Source organism: Curtobacterium sp. 1544, from assembly GCF_040544915.1.
GTDB classification, from domain to species: domain Bacteria; phylum Actinomycetota; class Actinomycetes; order Actinomycetales; family Microbacteriaceae; genus Curtobacterium; species Curtobacterium pusillum_C.
Map to the genome: position 1 here is coordinate 155,248 of NZ_JBEPKX010000004.1, position 17,150 is coordinate 172,397.

Annotated in this window: 17 protein-coding genes and 1 tRNA gene; 12 read left to right on the top strand and 6 right to left on the bottom strand. The window is 70.9% G+C overall.

Annotated elements, in window-relative coordinates; translation table 11 throughout:
• Nucleotides 1-13: 13 nt before the first annotated feature.
• Nucleotides 14-313 carry a hypothetical protein gene (locus ABIC61_RS04360; RefSeq protein ID WP_079237227.1) on the bottom strand — a complete coding sequence of 100 codons (300 nt, stop codon included), beginning with the start codon at nt 311-313 and terminating at the stop codon, nt 14-16.
• A 56-nt stretch (nt 314-369) separates the two neighbouring features.
• Here ABIC61_RS04360 and ABIC61_RS04365 point away from each other — a divergent pair, with 56 nt between their 5' ends.
• Both ABIC61_RS04365 and ABIC61_RS04370 read left to right on the top strand, forming a co-directional pair.
• Entirely contained in the window at nt 370-747 is a 378-nt protein-coding gene (locus tag ABIC61_RS04365) for a cold-shock protein (protein WP_079237226.1), read from the top strand.
• Nucleotides 747-1,430, top strand: coding sequence for a DUF3027 domain-containing protein (locus tag ABIC61_RS04370; protein WP_354028937.1), 684 nt, complete (start codon nt 747-749; stop codon nt 1,428-1,430). The genes ABIC61_RS04365 and ABIC61_RS04370 overlap by 1 nt, the downstream gene beginning before the upstream one ends.
• A gap of 79 nt (nt 1,431-1,509) precedes the next feature.
• Here the strand turns inward: ABIC61_RS04370 and serC are convergent, their stop codons facing one another.
• Complete coding sequence (gene serC, locus ABIC61_RS04375) at nt 1,510-2,625, bottom strand: phosphoserine transaminase (protein ID WP_354028938.1); 1,116 nt, start codon at nt 2,623-2,625, stop codon at nt 1,510-1,512.
• A gap of 186 nt (nt 2,626-2,811) precedes the next feature.
• Between serC and ABIC61_RS04380 the strand changes: the two genes are divergently transcribed.
• The 3 genes from ABIC61_RS04380 (at nt 2,812) to ABIC61_RS04390 (ending at nt 5,572) form a co-directional block, all read left to right on the top strand.
• Nucleotides 2,812-3,507, top strand: a complete 696-nt coding sequence (locus ABIC61_RS04380; protein ID WP_144752912.1) for an iron-dependent transcriptional repressor DtxR — start codon at nt 2,812-2,814, stop codon at nt 3,505-3,507.
• 272 nt (nt 3,508-3,779) lie between these two features.
• Nucleotides 3,780-4,721 carry a C40 family peptidase gene (locus ABIC61_RS04385; protein ID WP_354028939.1) on the top strand — a complete coding sequence of 314 codons (942 nt, stop codon included), beginning with the start codon at nt 3,780-3,782 and terminating at the stop codon, nt 4,719-4,721.
• Nucleotides 4,722-5,077: 356 nt separating this feature from the next.
• Nucleotides 5,078-5,572: an HNH endonuclease gene (locus tag ABIC61_RS04390; RefSeq protein WP_144752906.1), complete on the top strand. Its 495-nt coding sequence runs from the start codon at nt 5,078-5,080 to the stop codon at nt 5,570-5,572.
• Nucleotides 5,573-5,692: 120 nt separating this feature from the next.
• Here ABIC61_RS04390 and ABIC61_RS04395 read toward each other — a convergent pair whose 3' ends face one another.
• Nucleotides 5,693-6,589, bottom strand: coding sequence for a CPBP family intramembrane glutamic endopeptidase (locus ABIC61_RS04395; RefSeq protein ID WP_354028940.1), 897 nt, complete (start codon nt 6,587-6,589; stop codon nt 5,693-5,695).
• Between the two features lie 67 nt (nt 6,590-6,656).
• Between ABIC61_RS04395 and ABIC61_RS04400 the strand changes: the two genes are divergently transcribed.
• The 3 genes from ABIC61_RS04400 to argG all read left to right on the top strand — a co-directional run bounded on the left by ABIC61_RS04400 (nt 6,657) and on the right by argG (nt 9,334).
• Nucleotides 6,657-7,760 (top strand): epoxide hydrolase family protein, encoded by a 1,104-nt coding sequence (locus ABIC61_RS04400; RefSeq protein ID WP_354028941.1) that lies wholly within the window; start codon nt 6,657-6,659, stop codon nt 7,758-7,760.
• Between the two features lie 13 nt (nt 7,761-7,773).
• Nucleotides 7,774-7,845, top strand: a tRNA-Arg gene (locus ABIC61_RS04405).
• 46 nt (nt 7,846-7,891) lie between these two features.
• A complete protein-coding gene (gene argG, locus ABIC61_RS04410) occupies nt 7,892-9,334 on the top strand; it encodes an argininosuccinate synthase (protein ID WP_144752885.1) in 1,443 nt (480 codons plus the stop codon).
• A gap of 244 nt (nt 9,335-9,578) precedes the next feature.
• Here the strand turns inward: argG and ABIC61_RS04415 are convergent, their stop codons facing one another.
• Nucleotides 9,579-10,721 (bottom strand): AI-2E family transporter, encoded by a 1,143-nt coding sequence (locus tag ABIC61_RS04415; protein ID WP_354028942.1) that lies wholly within the window; start codon nt 10,719-10,721, stop codon nt 9,579-9,581.
• 329 nt (nt 10,722-11,050) lie between these two features.
• On the opposite strand from ABIC61_RS04415, the gene ABIC61_RS04420 reads away from it, so the two are divergent.
• Nucleotides 11,051-11,218: a hypothetical protein gene (locus tag ABIC61_RS04420; RefSeq protein ID WP_186321972.1), complete on the top strand. Its 168-nt coding sequence runs from the start codon at nt 11,051-11,053 to the stop codon at nt 11,216-11,218.
• A gap of 95 nt (nt 11,219-11,313) precedes the next feature.
• Here ABIC61_RS04420 and ABIC61_RS04425 read toward each other — a convergent pair whose 3' ends face one another.
• Nucleotides 11,314-12,759, bottom strand: coding sequence for an MATE family efflux transporter (locus ABIC61_RS04425; RefSeq protein WP_354028943.1), 1,446 nt, complete (start codon nt 12,757-12,759; stop codon nt 11,314-11,316).
• 102 nt (nt 12,760-12,861) lie between these two features.
• Nucleotides 12,862-13,305, bottom strand: coding sequence for a MarR family winged helix-turn-helix transcriptional regulator (locus tag ABIC61_RS04430; protein WP_222121968.1), 444 nt, complete (start codon nt 13,303-13,305; stop codon nt 12,862-12,864).
• A 423-nt stretch (nt 13,306-13,728) separates the two neighbouring features.
• On the opposite strand from ABIC61_RS04430, the gene ABIC61_RS04435 reads away from it, so the two are divergent.
• The 3 genes from ABIC61_RS04435 to nadE all read left to right on the top strand — a co-directional run bounded on the left by ABIC61_RS04435 (nt 13,729) and on the right by nadE (nt 17,029).
• A complete protein-coding gene (locus ABIC61_RS04435) occupies nt 13,729-15,813 on the top strand; it encodes a choice-of-anchor G family protein (RefSeq protein WP_354028944.1) in 2,085 nt (694 codons plus the stop codon).
• A gap of 169 nt (nt 15,814-15,982) precedes the next feature.
• Nucleotides 15,983-16,162, top strand: coding sequence for a hypothetical protein (locus ABIC61_RS04440; RefSeq protein ID WP_144752871.1), 180 nt, complete (start codon nt 15,983-15,985; stop codon nt 16,160-16,162).
• 39 nt (nt 16,163-16,201) lie between these two features.
• Entirely contained in the window at nt 16,202-17,029 is an 828-nt protein-coding gene (gene nadE, locus ABIC61_RS04445) for an NAD(+) synthase (protein ID WP_354028945.1), read from the top strand.
• Nucleotides 17,030-17,150: the final 121 nt, after the last annotated feature.

A 17,150-nucleotide genomic window follows, 5' to 3' on the forward strand; every position in this document is an offset into this window, starting at 1 on the left:
TCCCGCGCGGGCCTCAGCGCGCCGTCCGGTTCGCTCGCGCCCTGCGCGTCCAGGTGATGGCGAGGAGCGTGAAGACCAGCACCATGCCGATCGGGAACCCGATGAGCGGGATCGCCATGATCACGGGCCACGGCATCGATCCCTGCGCGCTCGGGGCGGTCAGCCACATGACGATCATCGCCGCCATGCAGAGGAACGCCGCGATGAAGATCCCACCGACCATGAACGCGAGGGCGCGTTCGGTACGATTGAACGTCACCGGGGGTTCCGCGGAGTCCTGCGTGTTCCCGGTGGACCGGGTCGGGTTGGCCATCGACCCAGGATATCCGACGCACCACGGCCGTTCCACGACCTCGAGGAGTCCCACCAATGCCCACCGGCAAGGTCAAGTTCTACGACGACCAGAAGGGGTTCGGGTTCATCACCGGCGACGACGGCGAACCCGTCTTCCTGCACGCGTCCTCGCTGCCCGACGGCGTCACGTCGGTGAAGGCCGGATCGCGGCTCGAGTACGGCGTCGTCCAGGGGAAGAAGGGGTCGCAGGCGTTGTCCGTGCGGTTCCTCGACCCGCAGCCGTCCCTGGCGAAGATGTCACGGCGATCGGCGGACGACATGGCCGTGATCGTCGAGGACCTCGTGAAGGAGCTCGACCGGATCAGCGGGGACTTCCGGCACGGCCGGTACCCGAAGAACGGCACCCGTATCGCCGCGATCCTGCGGCACGTCGCTGACCAGTTGGACGCGTGATGACCGAGACCTCCCCTACAGCCCCGGCCCCTTCCGAGGACCTCACCGCCCTCGCGCGGAAGGCCCTGCTCGAGGTGACGCCCGAATCCACCGTCGGCGGACCAGCGGGCACCGTCGACGAGGGGGACGGCGTCGTGTCGGTCCTCTTCGCGAACCGCATGCCCGGGTACCCCGGGTGGCGGTGGACCGTCTCCATCGCGCAGGTCGAGGGTGACGAGCCCACCGTGCTCGAGGTCGAGCTCATGCCGGGCGACGGTTCGCTCGTCGCGCCGGACTGGGTGCCGTGGTCCGAGCGGCTCGCCGAGTACCGCGCGGGGCAGCACGAGGACGAGGCGGACGAGGACGACGACGAGGACGCCGAGGACGCGGACTACGACGACGCGGACGACGACGAGTCCGATGACGACGAGTCCGACGACGAGGACGACTTCGACACCGACGAGGACGACCTGGACGAGTCGGACGACGACGACATCGAGGGCGTGGACGTCGACGAGCTCGACGAGGCGGACGAGGACGAGGACGAGTCGGACGACGACGATGACGAGGCCGTCGTGACCCCGCCGCCGTCCCGTGGTGCCCGTCGCCGGTCGAGCCGGGTCCGCCCGATCGACCCTGACGACGACCTCGAGACGGACCGGCTCGACGCCGGCGAGGTCGACCCGGAACGCCACGGCGTCTGACCCGAACCGCACCGACGAGAACGGCCGCAGCCCCACGGATCCCGTGGGGCTGCGGCCGTTCGGCGTGGTGGCTGCTCGGTCAGCGCAGGGCGTCCACCGTGAAGTCGATCGCCTGCACGAGCTTCGCGACGTCGTCCGGGTCGATCGCCGTGAACGTCGCGATGCGCAGCTGGTTGCGCCCGAGCTTCCGGTACGGCTCGGTGTCGACGATGCCGTTCTGGCGGAGGGTGGCGGCGACGGCCTTCGCGTCGATGGAGTCGTCGAGGTCGATCGTCGCGACGACCTGCGAGCGGGCAGCGGGATCGGTCACGAACGGCGTCGCGTAGTCGACCGACTCGGCCCAGTCGTACAGGGTCGACGACGAGGTCTTCGTGCGGGTGTCCGCCCACCCGATCCCGCCGGACTCGTTGATCCAGCGGACCTGGTCCTCGAGCAGGATCAGGGTCGCGAGCGCCGGGGTGTTCAGCGTCTGGTTCAGGCGCGAGTTGTCGACGGCGTTCTTGAGCGACAGGAACTCCGGGATGTACCGGCCGCTCGCGGCGATCCGCTCGACGCGCTCGATCGCGGCGGGGGAGAACAGTGCGAGCCAGAGTCCGCCGTCCGACGCGAAGTTCTTCTGCGGCGCGAAGTAGTAGACGTCGGTGGCGCTGACGTCGAACGCGGCACCACCGGCGGCGCTCGTGGCGTCGACGACGGTGAGGGCGCCGGGGTCACCCGCGGCGCGGACGACCGGCGCCATGACGCCCGTCGAGGTCTCGTTGTGGGGGTAGGCGTAGACGTCCACGCCCTCGACGGCCTCGAGCGCGGCGAGCGATCCACCGGGGGCCTCGACGACGTGCGGCGACTCGAGCCACGGCGCACCGGCGGCCTTGGCGAACTTGGACCCGAACTCGCCGAAGGACAGGTTCTCGGCCCGGCGCTCGATCAGGCCGAACGCGGCGGCGTCCCAGAAGGCGGTCGAGCCACCGTTGCCGAGGACGACCTCGTAGCCCTCGGGGACGTCGAACAGGTCCGCGATGCCCTGACGGACGCTGCCGACCAGGTCCTTCACGGGCTTCTGACGGTGGGAGGTGCCGAGGATCGTCGCCCCGCGGGTCACGAGGGACTCGAGCTGCGCGCCACGGATCTTGGACGGGCCGCAGCCGAAGCGGCCGTCGGTCGGGAGGAGTTCGGCGGGGATGACGATGTCTGCCATGCACCGATCCTAACGAGCGGTATCCCAACGCTCGTGACCGTGTACCGGCCGGACGGGGTGGACCTGCACCGTGCCTCCAGGCCGTGTCCGCCACGGACTTTCTTGCACCTTGCAAGTGTTGGTCATTGCATGTCGCCTCGAACAAGTAGGGTGGGGCGCGCTGGGCCCAGACATGAGAGGCGGACCGTGACCGATCTCGTCGACACCACGGAGATGTACCTTCGCACCATCCTCGACTTGGAGGAAGAGGCGATCGTGCCGCTGCGCGCCCGCATCTCGGAGCGTCTCGGCCACTCGGGCCCGACGGTCTCGCAGACCATCGCCCGCATGGAGCGCGACGGACTCGTCGTCGTCTCCGGCGACCGGCACCTCGAACTCACCGACGAGGGGCGCTCCCGTGCCACCCACGTCATGCGCAAGCACCGCCTCGCGGAGCGCCTGCTGTCCGACGTGATCGGGCTCGACTGGGCGTTCGTCCACGACGAGGCGTGCCGCTGGGAGCACGTCATGAGCGAGCAGGTGGAGGTCCGTCTGCTCGAGATGCTCGGCAACCCGACCGAGTCGCCGTACGGCAACCCGATCCCCGGCCTCGCCGAGATCGGTGGCCCCGCGGCACCCGGGTTCCTCGACGGCGTGCAGAACATCGTCGCCGCGACCGAGGGCACCGACGCCGTCGCGACCGGTGTGATCCGCCGCCTCGGTGAACCCGTGCAGTTCGAACCGGAGCTCCTCCACCAGCTGCGGTCGGCGGGTGTGATGCCCGGACGGCTGGCGAGCGTGCAGCGCGCAGGGGCCTACGTCGCCGTCCGCGTCGACGGCGAGGACGCTGGGATCGAGCTGCCCAGCGAGGTCGCGCAGCACGTCTACATCGAGCGAGCCTGACGCGCTGTCCCCGAAACTGGGGCGGAGTGGTTTTCTGCCCTCTGATCAGGGATTCTTAACCGTTCTGTTACAAACCGGCGTTTTCATCTCGACAAGGTAACGGCGTCCACGTACACTCGTCGAGTCCGCAGGCCACCCACGAGGCCCAGGACCCGTGACAGGACGTCTCGAACCCGTCTCCTGTCTCGATCGGAAACGATGACGAACGGATGGGGTTGCACGGCCGGCGATCACCCCCGCTGGCAGTGATGACGAGACGCCGGAGACATCCCTTGACGCAGACCGGTTCCGCCGCGGACGACCAGACGCCCGCGAACCCGACGAACACCGTGAACGCCACCGACGCCCCGCTCTCCCGCCGGGCCGCTCGCACCGCGGAACCCACCCGCCGCGTGACCCCGGTCCGCGACGCCCCGCTCCCCGGCGGTCGCCGCGCAGCGCAGGCCGCCCGCACCGCCGCCACGGCGAAGGCGAGCTCCTCCGCCCGCAAGCGCCGTTTCCTCGCGCCGGTCGTGCTGACCGTCGCCGCGGGCATGTTCGGCACCGTGGCCGTCGCCCCGGCGTTCGCCGCGACGCAGCAGTCCACCGGCTCGGACGCCGCCGCCGCGCAGCGCCAGATCCGCACGACCGAGGCCCAGAACTTCTCCGTGTCCGACGCGGTCGCCCTCGCCGGCACGAGCCGCGACGGCTACGGCGCCACCGCGCAGTCCACGCTCGACGCCGAGGCCGCGCAGAAGGCCGCTGCCGCAGCCGCCAAGCAGGCCGCCGCCACGCAGGCCGCCCGCGCGCAGACCGCCTCGCAGTACGCCTCGTACACGGGCCCGAGCGCGTCGGACTACGTCGCGACCGCCTCCGCCGCGAACACCCCGTTCTCGCTGCCCGCCGTGGTCGCCACCGCCAAGCAGTACATCGGCACCCCGTACGTCTTCGGAGGCGCCGACCCGTCCGGCTTCGACTGCTCGGGCTACGTCATGTTCGTGTACGCCCAGTACGGCATCAACCTCGCGCACTCGGTGCCGCTGCAGGACCAGGCCGGCACCACGATCCCCGAGTCCGAGGCGCAGCCCGGTGACGTCGTCATCTTCAACAACGAGGCGCACGACGGCTTCTACATGGGCAACGGCATGATCATGGACGCCCCGAAGCCCGGTGGCTCCGTCTCGATCCGCCCGATCTGGACCAGCGACTACCACATCGTCCGCTTCGGCATCTGATCCGACCACGGGACGTCGATCCCGTGAACATCGCCGGAACCGGCCCGCGCACCCTCGTGCCGGGCCGGTTTCTGACGTACCCTGACGCTGCACCGGTCCGAACGGCCCCGAGCAGGGAGACCCCATGTCAGCGTTCCGCACGACCCGCACCATGGGTCGGCGCGCGCACGTCGACATACGGTCGACCACCGCCTGCGTGCACGAGCACGCCCCTGCATGACGAGAGCACTGCCCAGCCGGGTGGTGCTCTTCGTGGTTCAGGGGACGTGTGCGCGAGCGACGGTCACCTGCGCGGAGTCCCGGTCCGATGCACCCGCAGCGCCTGGAAGCCGTCCAGGCACGTCGGAAGGGAAACCATGCGCACTCTCGTCCTCAACGCCGGTTACGAGCCCCTCGCGGTGATCTCGTTCCGACGGGCCCTCGTGCTCGTCATGAACCAGAAGGCCGCCATCGTCGCCGCAGACCTCGAGCACCCGGTCACGGGCTCGACGTCCACCTACGACCGTCCGTCCGTCATCATCCTCACCCGGTACGTCCGCATCCCGCACTCGCGGCTCGTGCCGGTCTCCCGTCGCGGTGTGCTCCGCCGGGACGCCAGTCGGTGCGCCTACTGCGACCGGCACGCGACGACCATCGACCACGTGCAGCCGCGTTCGCGCGGGGGCGAGGACTCGTGGGAGAACCTCGTCGCCTGCTGCCTGGCGTGCAACAACACCAAGGGTGACCGCACCCCGCAGGAGATGGGCTGGCGGCTCCGGTTCCGCCCGAAGGCGCCGCACGGTGCGTCGTGGGTGGTGCGGGGCATCGAGCGTCCGCAGTCCGAGTGGGACGAGTACCTCGTGGCCGCGTAGCGGCCTGTGTGCGTTCGCGCACCGGGTGCGCGGCTGTCGCCGCATCGGACTGGAGGCACGGTGCCAGCTGGCACCGTGCCTCCAGTCCGTCTCCTGGTCGCGTGTCGAGCGCCGCGCGCGTCAGGCGGTGGGGAGCGTTGTGTGCAGCTCGGGTTCGCCGGCCGCTGCGCGGCCGTTCGCGTTCCCGCGGATGACGATCATCGCGATGAGCGCGAAGATCAGGAACACGAACGTGGACAGTCCCGCGAAGGCCAGCAGTGGACTCTGGTTGCTCCCGGCGACGTCGATCCCGCCCGTGGCGAGGATGGTCGAGGGATCGGTCAGGGCGTGCAGGATGATCGGCCAGACGAGGTTCCCGGTCACGCGCAGCGTCAGGTACATCATCATCCCGAACCCGAAGGCGAACCCGACGGTGGCCATGACGGTGAGGAACGGCTGGCCCGAGAGCAGGTTCGTGGTGTGCAGCAGGGCGAAGACGAGCGAGGACAGCACGGCGACGGCCCACTCGCGGTAACCGTGCCGGCGGAGCAGGGTGACGACGATCCCGCGGGTGAGGACCTCCTCCGCGATGCCGACGAAGAGGCCTGCGAGGAACGTCGTCGCGATGACCCCTCCGGTGTACGAGGCCCAGTCGATGCCGAACAGGCGGAGGACGAACGTGATCACCACGAGCACGGGTGCGATCCACATCCACCACCGGCCCGTGACCGGCTGGCGTCCGAACAGCGGACGGGGGAGCCAGCGGACGGACGCCGCGAAGGCGAACAGGACGATCGAGCCGATGACCAGCGGCAGCGCGACCGCGAGGAACACGCTCAGCGGGTCCCCGAAGACGTCGTCGAAGTCGATGGCGTCGCCGGCTGCCTTGTCGATGACCCAGCCGACGCCGAGGTAGATCGCGAGGTACACGACCGCGAACGCGATCGCCTTCCACCACCCACCCCGGTCCCAGAAACCGGCCCACCCCGTGCGGTTCCCGCGGTTCCCTGACGCGCTCCCCGATGCGTTCCCTGACATGAGGAAACCATAGGGGTTCCGGTGTCCCCGCGGTCGGCCTGTCGGTCGGTGCGCGTAGCGTGCGGCCATGGCCCAGACCCCGGAGATCGACGACGCGACCATCGCGGACCTGCGCGCCCGGCTGCGTGCCACACGGTGGCCGGACGCCCCGGCCGGCACGGGCTGGTCACTCGGGGTCGACGTCGACGAGCTCCGACCCCTCGTCGAGTACTGGGCCGACGGATTCGACTTCGACGCGCACCGGGCGGCGCTCGCCGCACTGCCGTCACGTCGGCTCGTGGTGGACGGCATCGGGATACACGTGCTGCACGCCCGTGCCGGCACGGCAGACGCGCTGCCGGTCCTCCTGGCGCACGGCTGGCCGGACTCCGGGTGGCGGTACCGCAAGGTGCTGCCGATGCTCGTCGCCGCCGGGTTCGACGTCGTCGTGCCGGACATGCCCGGCTACGGATTCTCGGACGCGCCGCCGCAGCCGATCGATGCCCGCGCGGTCGCCGGGATGTGGGCGACGTTGATGACCGACCTCGGGTACGAGCGGTTCGCGGTGTCCGGCGGGGACATCGGCACCCACGTCGCCCGGTACCTCGCGCTCGACCACCCCGACCGGGTCGTCGCCGTGCACCGGATCGACGGCGGACTCGCCTGGCCCGGGCTCGACCCGTCGACGCTGTCGGACGCCGAGCGTGCGTTCGTCGCCGAGACCGAACAGTGGCGCACCGCCGAGGGCGCCTACGCGATGATGCACCGGACCAAGCCGCAGACCGCCGCGGTCGGACTGAACGACTCTCCGGCGGGCCTCGCGGCGTGGATCGTCGAGAAGCTGCGGTCGTGGAGCGACTGCGACGGGGACCTCTGGTCGGTGTACACGCGGGGCGAGGTGCTGGCGCTCCTCACCGAGTACTGGGCGACGGCGACGATCGGCTCGGCGATGCGGATGTACCACGCGAACGCGGCGGTCCCGGCGGAGCAGATGGCCCGACGGGTCGAGGTGCCGTCCGGCTTCTCGATCTTCCCGGGCGACCTCGTGCGGGCGCCGCGGGAGTGGCTCGAGCGGACCACGAACCTCGTGTACCACCACGAACTCGACCGCGGTGGGCACTTCGCGCCGTTCGAGCAGCCGGACCTGTTCGTCGGGGAGCTCCGGGCCTTCCTGGAGCCGTTCCGCCGCTAGAGTGGGAGGGCCAGCCTCTGTAGCTCAATGGAAGAGCAGTTCCGTCCTAAGGAAACGGTTGGGGGTTCGAGTCCCTCCAGGGGCACACCGCAGGTCGATGTACCGGCCGGACTCCCCGTACGATTGAGGCCGTGTCCAAGGTCCTGAGCAGTCTCCCCGTCGGCGAACGAGTCGGCATCGCGTTCTCCGGAGGTCTCGACACCTCCTGCGCCGTTGCCTGGATGCGCGAGAAGGGAGCGGTGCCCTGCACGTACACGGCCGACATCGGCCAGTACGACGAGCCGGACATCGACGCCGTCCCGAGCCGCGCCCACGAGTACGGCGCGGAGATCGCCCGACTCGTCGACGCGAAGAGCGCCCTCGTCGAAGAGGGCCTCGTCGCCCTGCAGACCGGCGCCTTCCACATCCGCTCCGGCGGGAAGACGTACTTCAACACGACGCCCCTCGGCCGTGCGGTGACGGGCACGATGCTCGTCCGCGCGATGAAGGAGGACGGCGTCGACATCTGGGGCGACGGGTCCACCTACAAGGGCAACGACATCGAGCGGTTCTACCGCTACGGCCTGATGGCGAACCCGCGTCTGCGCGTCTACAAGCCGTGGCTCGACTCCGAGTTCGTCGAGGAGCTCGGCGGCCGCAAGGAGATGAGCGAGTGGCTCGTCGCCCGTGGCTTCCCGTACCGCGACTCCACCGAGAAGGCGTACTCGACCGACGCGAACATCTGGGGTGCCACGCACGAGGCGAAGAGCCTCGAGGAGCTCTCGAGCGGCCTTGACATCGTCGAGCCGATCATGGGTGTCGCCGCCTGGCGTGACGACGTCGAGGTCGCGACCGAGGTCGTCAGCGTCCGCTTCGAGGCCGGCCGCCCGGTCGCGATCAACGGCGTCGAGTACGCCGACGCGGTCGCCCTCGTCTACGAGGCGAACGCCATCGGCGGACGCCACGGCCTCGGCGCGTCCGACCAGATCGAGAACCGCATCATCGAGGCGAAGAGCCGCGGCATCTACGAGGCGCCGGGCATGGCGCTGCTGCACATCGCCTACGAGCGACTGCTCAACGCGATCCACAACGAGGACACTGTCGCGTCGTACCACAACGAGGGTCGCCGCCTCGGTCGCCTCATGTACGAGGGCCGTTGGCTCGACCCGCAGTCGCTCATGCTCCGCGAGTCGCTGCAGCGTTGGGTCGCCTCGGCCGTCACGGGCGAGGTCACGCTGCGGCTGCGTCGCGGTGACGACTACACGATCCTCGACACGACGGGTCCGGCGCTGTCGTACCACCCGGACAAGCTCTCGATGGAGCGCGTCGGCGACTCGGCGTTCGGCCCGGACGACCGCATCGGTCAGCTCACCATGCGGAACCTCGACATCGCGGACTCGCGGTCGCGCCTCGAGCAGTACGCCGCCGCCGGTCTCATCGGTGGGGCGACGGGTGACCTCGTCGGCCGGCTCGAGTCGGGCGAGGCCGAGGAGATCCTCGGTGGCGCCGTCGTCACCTCGGACGCCGACGACGCACTCGGCCGTGCGACGGACGCCGCGTCCGAGGGTGCCGCGTTCGACTCCGGCACCGACTGACCTCGAGGGCGCCCAGACTCGCGAAAGCGACAGTTCTCCGCGGAACATCCGCGGAGAACTGTCGCTTTCGCGGTTCGGACGGCAGGTCGCGGCAGGATCTGTCGCTTCAGCGGCAAGGAACGTACCCACAGACGGACGGGAGGGGGGGGGGGGGGCGGGGGCCCCCCCCCCCCCCCCCCGGGGGGGGGGGGGGGGGCCCCGGGCCCCCCCCGCCTCCCGTCCGTTCGTGGTGGCGTCGAGAGCCTCAGCGCGCCTCGGCGGTCTCCACGCGCTTCTGCCGCCACGGCCGCGCCGGCTGGTCCGGCCCGTCCCACACCTGGATCGCTCCCCAGGCGGCGGCCAGCAGCGGCACCGAGATGATCGCCCCGGTGATGCCCGCGAGCACCGTGCCGGCGGTCAGGCCGATGAGGATGACCAGACCGTGCAGCTTGAGCGTCTTGCCCATCAGGACCGGCTGGAGCAGGTTGCCCTCGAGCTGGTTGACGAGCACGACGATGCCGACCACGATCAGCGCCTGGACGGGACCGAGCGCGACGAGGGCGACCAGTGCCGCGAGGATGCCGGCCGCGGTCGCACCGACGATCGGGATGAACGCGGTGATGAACACGACGACGGCCAGGGGGAGTGCGAGGGGCACCCCGACGATCGCGATGCCGACACCGATGCCGACGGCGTCCACCGCGGCGACCGTCGCCGTGCCGCGGACGTAGCCGCCGAGCGTCTGGACGACCCGGTCGCCCACGCGACGGGCGCGGTCGTACCGAGCGCCGGTGAAGGGGCGGAGCAGGAACTCCCAGATGCGGGGGCCGTCCTTGAGGAAGAAGAACAGCACGACGATCATCAGCACGAGGCCGGTGAGGAAGTTCGCGGTGGCCGAGGCGCCGGCGAGGGCTCCGGAGCCGAACTGCGAGCTGGTGACGAAGTCCTGGATGCCCTTGACCGCCTCGTCGATCTGCGACTGGTCGATCGAGATCGGCAGCGTCGACGCGAAGTCCTGCAGCTGGTCGAAGCCGCGCAACGCGGACTTCTGCAGGTCCGGCCACTGCGAGATCACGGCGACGACGATGAGCCAGCCCACGAGCCCGAGCACGACGAGCACGCCGATCAGGACAGCGAGGGTCGCGAGTATCGACGGGACCTTGTGTCGGCGGAGCCACGAGACGACGGGGTGCATGGCCGACGCGATGATGAGCGCGAGCAGCACCGGGATCGTGACGACGCTGAGCGTGGCCGCGGCGTACACGATGCCGATCACGACGACGAGCACGACGATGAGCTGGAGGCACCGGGTCGCGAGGCCGCCGAACGAGTCGGACCACTTCTTCGTCACGTCGGACGGCGCCGCGGTGGTGGTCGTGGGGTTGGCTGGACTGCCGAACAGGGGCATGGGGCTCCTCGGGGTACGGGTGTGCCCGCCCACCGTACCGGGGCGGGCGAGTGCGGGTACCGGACGGTCCTCGTGCGGAGCGACGGACGACAGTACGCTGAGCAGACCGGGCCGACTCAGGGTTCCGTGGTCTTGATGCTCCTCGCGGTCGCGGGGTCTGGCGCAGCGGGACGGCCCGGTCGGATCCGGAGTGCGCATCACTCCGACGAAGGGCTGGTCGACGTGACCGCCACTGTCCACACGTTCCCGCACCCTGTCGAACTCTTCGCCGGATCACCGCGCACGCCGCTCGGCCCGTGGTTCGCCTCCGTCGTCGAGCTGGTGCTCGCGTGACGCCCCGCCGCCAGGAGGACTGGCACCGACACGGACTCCGCTCGCCCGAGGACATCGCGTGGCTCGTCGCCTCGCGGCTCGGTGGGCCGGACGGCACGGCCGCCTTCGGCGGCTCGCTGCTCCGCGAACCGACGTACGCGGACTTCCTCGGCGCGCAGCGCTGATCGGGGTACCTGGCTGACGGGACGACGGCCGAGACTGGAGGGACGGTGCCAGCTGACACCGCGCCTCCAGTCCGTCGTGGCGCGCGTCCAGAGCGTCAGACGGCCGCTTCCTCCAGCGTTGCGTCCGCGCGCTCCGGCGAACCCTCCGCGAGGCCGCGGGCGATGCGCCCGCGGGACGCTGCCCAGAGCACCAGGGCGGCGACGAACACGAGCACCTCGGTGACCGTCAGCGCCCAGATGATCCCGGCGAGCCCGAACCACAGGTTCCCGACGATGACGATCGGGATGAACAGCACGCCCTGTGCCATCGAGAGCACCATCGCGGGCAGCACCATCCCGGTCGCCTGGAACAGCGAGGTGAGCAGTCCGGTGAACCCGTTCACGATCGTCGCGACGAGCTGCGCCGTCAGGATGGTCAGGCCGATCGCCAGCACCGAGTGGTCCCCGGAGAAGATCGTGAAGACCTGCTCGCGGAGGACGAACACCGTGCCGGAGAACACCAGGACGATCGTCCCGACGGTGAACGCGGCACCGCGGAGTGCGGCACGGAGCCGGACCGCGTCCCCCTTGCCGAAGGCGTAGGCGAGCAGCGGCAGCACGCCGATGGTCACGCCCATGACGAGGAACTCCGGGACCTGGGCGATGCGCACGGCGACACCCATCGCGGCGAGCGGGTCGTCACCGTAGGCGGCGGCGAGGTTGTTGAGCACGAGGGTCGTGACGATGAGGAACGAGGCCTGCAGCAGTTCGCTCGAGCCGATGCCGAACACGCCCTTGAGGATGTCCGGACGGAGCGTGAACCACTTCGGCGCGAAGCTGACGTTCTCGCTGTTCCGCTGGAGCCAGACGACCCAGTAGCCGATCGCGACGACGTTGCCCAGGCCGATGGCGAGCGCGGCGCCGGCGACGCCCCAGTGCAGCACGAGGATGAAGAGCACGTCGAACACGAGGTTGCCGACGGTCGACAGGACGAGGCCGATCATCGCCTGCCGTGCGGCTCCCTCGGACCGGACGATCTGCTCGAGGGCGAACGACGCGGCGAGCACCGGCACGAACGCGAGCATGACGGACACGTACGCGCTCGTGGCGGGCACCGCGGCGGCGTCGGCACCGAGCACGGCGACGAGCGGCTGCAGGAAGACCAGGCCGACGACGGCGAGGACCGCACCGGTGACGACGGCGCCCCACAGCGCGAACGAGGCGACGCGCTTGATGTCCTTCGCCTTGGCCGGATCGTGCTCCGAGGCGCCGAGCATGCGCGACATGAGCGCGCTGCCGCCGACGCCGAACACGCCGCCGACGGCCATGATGATGCCGAGGAGCGGGGTGCCGAAGGTGATCGCGGCGAGCAGCGAGGTGTCGTGCTGCGAGCCGATGAACCCGGCGTTGATGACGTTGTAGACGGCGCTGACGACCATCGCGGCGGCCATCGGCACGCAGAGGTGCACGAGCGCGCGGGTGATCGGGGCGGCGGACAGGTACCAGCGGTTCTTCCCCGCGGCGGTGTTCTCGGGGGTCGTGGTGGTGGCTGTGGTGCTCATGACTGCCTCCTTCTGGGCAGGGCTCCGCTGCCCCGGCGGTGGGTCAGGGCATGACGGGGCGCGCGAGCGGCGGGTGCCGTCGCGTGGGTTGGTGGGGTGGCGCTACCGGGTGGGTTCGGGCAGCTCGGCGGTCACCTTCTGCAGGAGTGCCTGCAGGGTGGCCCGCTCGTCCGCGTCGAGGGGCGCGAGCAGGACGTCGTCGAGGGCGACCATCGCGTCCTCGAACCCGGCGATGAGGGCGATCCCCTCGTCGGTGGCGTGCACGCGCTTCGTCCGGGCGTTCTCGGCGTCCGCGCGTCGTTCGATCAGCCCGCGACGCTCGAGTCCCTGCAGGAGGCTCGAGACGCTGGCCGCACTGGTCCGGGTGATGTCGGCGATGTCCCGCTGGATCGCCCCGGGCGTGTGCTGCAGGTACCCCAGCACGAAGGACTGCTCCTGGGTGAGGTCGCGTTCGCGGACCCACTCCTCGGCCGCCTTGCGCTGTGCCCACCCGATCCAGCGCATCTGCTGGAGGGGCGAGTCGAACCGGGGTGCCTGCTGCGTCATGATCAGAACACTAACCGTTCGAGTTCTAACTGTCAACGATCGAACTGATTGGTCGTACTCCCGGGCCCCGCACCCCGAACGGGGGTATCGCCAGGGTGGGGCGTGCCCCTTGTAGATTGCACAGGAACGCGGTCTCACCAACCGCCCATCCTCAGTTCGGTGACGACGCCGAGCCCACCCGAGGGGATCAGGACATGGCACGAGGACGAACGATGCGCGCACGATCGATGCGCCCGTCCGTCGCGGCCCGGACCGTTCTCTGTCGCACCGGAGGTGATCACCCCGGATAGCCGCGCCCGCGCGGAGCACGACGCGCACACGTGACTCCGGGCCCGCCTCACCAGCGAGCCCGTCGGATCCCCCGCACCACCAGCGGGGGATGGATCAGCGGCGGAGCACTCCTCCGTCGGAGAAAGAGGCACCATGCCACGCACTGCAACACGCTTCGCGCTCCGCGCAGGCGCCACGGCCACCGTCGCGGCCGTGATCATCGGCGGAGCCGCGCTCCCCGCACACGCCGCCGCGTCCGACGCGACGCAGGCCGAAGGTCGGCTCCTCGCCGGCAGCGGCACCATCGACCTCGACGACGTCGCGGCGCTCGCCGGGTCCTTCGGGGCCACGGCTCCGGGAGGCACCACCGGCGGTCAGTCCGACCCGCTCGACCTCTCGGTGCTCAACAGCATCGGGATCAACGTCCCGGGTGGCATCCAGCTGCTCGGCCAGAACGGCCTGGTGAACGTCGGCGTCGCCGGGCAGGTCGCCGCCACCGACACCACCTCGGCGGTCGCCGCCGCCGGTGCGGTCGGCGCGGACGGTGCGATCCAGGTCGGTCCGGGCACGCCCGGCGCCGGTGCCACGGTGAACCTCACGCCGCTCCTCGGCGACCTCGACGTCGACGGGGTCGTCAGCGAACTCTCCGTCGGGCTCGGCGCACTGTCCGCCCGTGCCGAGGCCGACCGCACCTTCGACGGCGCGGACGTCACCACCGACTACCAGGTCGCCGGCGCGCAGGTCCGGCTCGTCAGCCCGGCCGTGCAGCAGCTCGTCCAGACGCTGGACACCTCGCTGGGCGCGACCGACGACACCGTGAACGCGGCCCTCGGCGCGGACGGGCTCACCACCGACCTCACCGCGTCGCTGCTCGGCCCGGTCACCTCGGCCCTCAACACCCTCGGGCTCGGGGTGCTCTCGCTCGACGACACCACGGCACAGCTGACGGCCGACGTCGACCTGCAGGGTGCGCTGTCCACCGTCACCCAGCAGTCCCTGACGGACGGCCCGGTCACCATCGACCTGTCCTCCGGTGTGGTCTCGATCGACCTCGGACAGCTCTACACGCTGAACGACCTGCCCGCGAACACGACCCTGCTCGCGAGCGACACGATCAACGCGCAGATCACCGGCGCGATCTCGGACATCCTCACCGAGCAGCTCCCGGCGCTCCTCACGACGACGCTGACGAACGCGCTCGACGTCGCCGACGTGCAGCTCGTCGTCGACACCGGCGTGGACCTGCTCGGCGCGAACGTGGCCGGCCTGACCCTCACGGTCGACACCACCGTCGGCGACCTGCTCGGTGCCGGTGACGGCGCCACCCTCACCGTGGCCGGCACCGGGATCCTCGCTCCGGTGCTCGGCACGCTGGACCCGCTCCTGCAGCCGCTGCTCGGTTCGACGATCGTGCCGGCGCTCACCGGCATCGTCGGTGACGTGCTCGGCGGGGACTTCGTCGCGGACACCGTGCAGGCCCTGCTCACCACGGTCACGGGCACCGTCACGGCGCTCGACCCGCTGCTCGACATCGTGAACGAGCTCGTCTCGATCACGATCAACTCGCAGACCGCGCCGGCGTTCACCGAGCCGACCGCCGACTCCACCGGAGCCACCACGGTCCGGGCGGTCCGCGTGCAGCTCCTGCCGGCCGCCGACCTGGCGACCGTCGACCTGGCGACCGCGACCGTGCAGGCGGACCCCTTCGCCGGCATCGCGATCACCACGCCGGAGGACGGGACGGACTACGCGGTACCGTCCGATGACGACACCACCGACGTCCCGGTCACGGGCACCGCGGAGCCGGGTGCCGACGTCGACGTGACGCTCGACGGTGACGACGAGGGCGTCCAGTCGACGGTCGCGGACGAGGACGGCACCTGGACGGTCACGTTCCCGGACGTCGCGGTCGGCGACCACGAGGCCGTCGCCGTCGAGACCATCGGCACGCTCGTCAGCGACCCGGACTCGGTGACCTTCGCGGTCGCCGCAGCCCCGGTCGACCCGACTGATCCCGGAACGCCCGGAACGCCCGGAACCCCGGGTGGCCCGGGTGCGGGCGGCAACGGGGGTGCGGGCGGTGTCGGAGGTGCTGGCAACGGAGGTGCCGGCAACGGCTCCGGGACGGGCAGCCTCGCCTACACCGGCGCCGAGGTCCTCCCGCTGCTGCTCCTCGCCGGCCTGCTCCTCGCGGCCGGTGGCGGCACCCTCGTCGCGCGACGCCTGCGCCGCGCCTGACCCGGACGGGCGCCGGCGGGTACCCGGCGCCCGTTGCCCGGGGTCCGCGGCGCGTTCGGGTCGCCGCGGGCCCGCCGGTGCGGTGGTGGTTCGGGCCACCACCGCACCGGCACGTCCCGCTTCTGTCCCCGTCCCCGTCAGTTCTCGATCCCTGTCCTCGATCCGCGAAGTGAGGCCCACCGTGCACGACCACGACACCCACCCGCTCGACCGCCACGTCGGACCGCCGCACGTCGAACGGTTCGTGCTCACGAAGGCGCAGGAGACCATCGCCGTGGTCTGCACGTGCGCGATCGGCGCCGACCACGACAACACGATCCGCCCGGTCGGTGCGGAACCCGCGCGCTGAACCCTGTGCACCGGGCGGATGCAGCGGGATACTGGGGTGGTGCGTGAACTCCAAGCCGCCATCGCAGCGGACCTCAACGTCCAGCCGACCATCGACCCGGAGCAGGAGGTCGCCCGTCGCGTCGGGTTCCTCCGTGACTACCTGCTCACCACCGGCGCCAAGGGCTACCTGCTCGCGATCAGCGGCGGCCAGGACTCCACGCTCGCCGGCCGTCTGACGCAGCTCGCCGTCGAGTCCCTCCGCGCCGAGGGGCACGCTGCCGAGTTCACGACCGTCCGCATGCCGTACCGCGTGCAGGCCGACGAGGACGACGCCCAGCTCGCCCTGCGGTTCATCGCGGCCGACCCGGGCATCACCGTGAACATCGAGCACGGCGTGGACGGTGTCGTGCAGGACACCGCCGACTCCGGCGTCGAGCTCAGCGACTTCGTGAAGGGCAACGTCAAGGCCCGGATGCGCATGGTGGCCCAGTACGCCGTCGCCGGGCAGCGCGGGCTCCTCGTCGTCGGCACCGACCACGCGGCCGAGGCCGTGACCGGCTTCTTCACGAAGTACGGCGACGGCGGCGTGGACCTCACGCCCCTCACCGGCCTGTCGAAGAGCCAGGGCCGACAGCTCCTCGAACACCTCGGCGCTCCTGCTCGTCTCTACGAGAAGGCTCCGACGGCGGACCTGCTCGACGAGACGCCCGGCCAGACCGACGAGGCGAACCTCGGGCTGTCCTACGCCGAGATCGACGCGTACCTCCAGGGGCACGACGTGCCGCTCGAGGTCGCCGAGGCGATCGAGTCGCGCTACCGCGCGACCGAGCACAAGCGCCAGGTCCCGGCGACGCCCTTCGACGACTGGTGGCGTGCCGGCGCGTAGGCGCTCACGCAACACCGTCCTGGAGGCGGGGGGGGGGGGGGGGCCCCCCCCCCCCCCCCCCCCCGGCGGGGGGGGCGGGGGGGTGTGGGGGCGACGGACAAACAAAGGGCGGAACACGGGG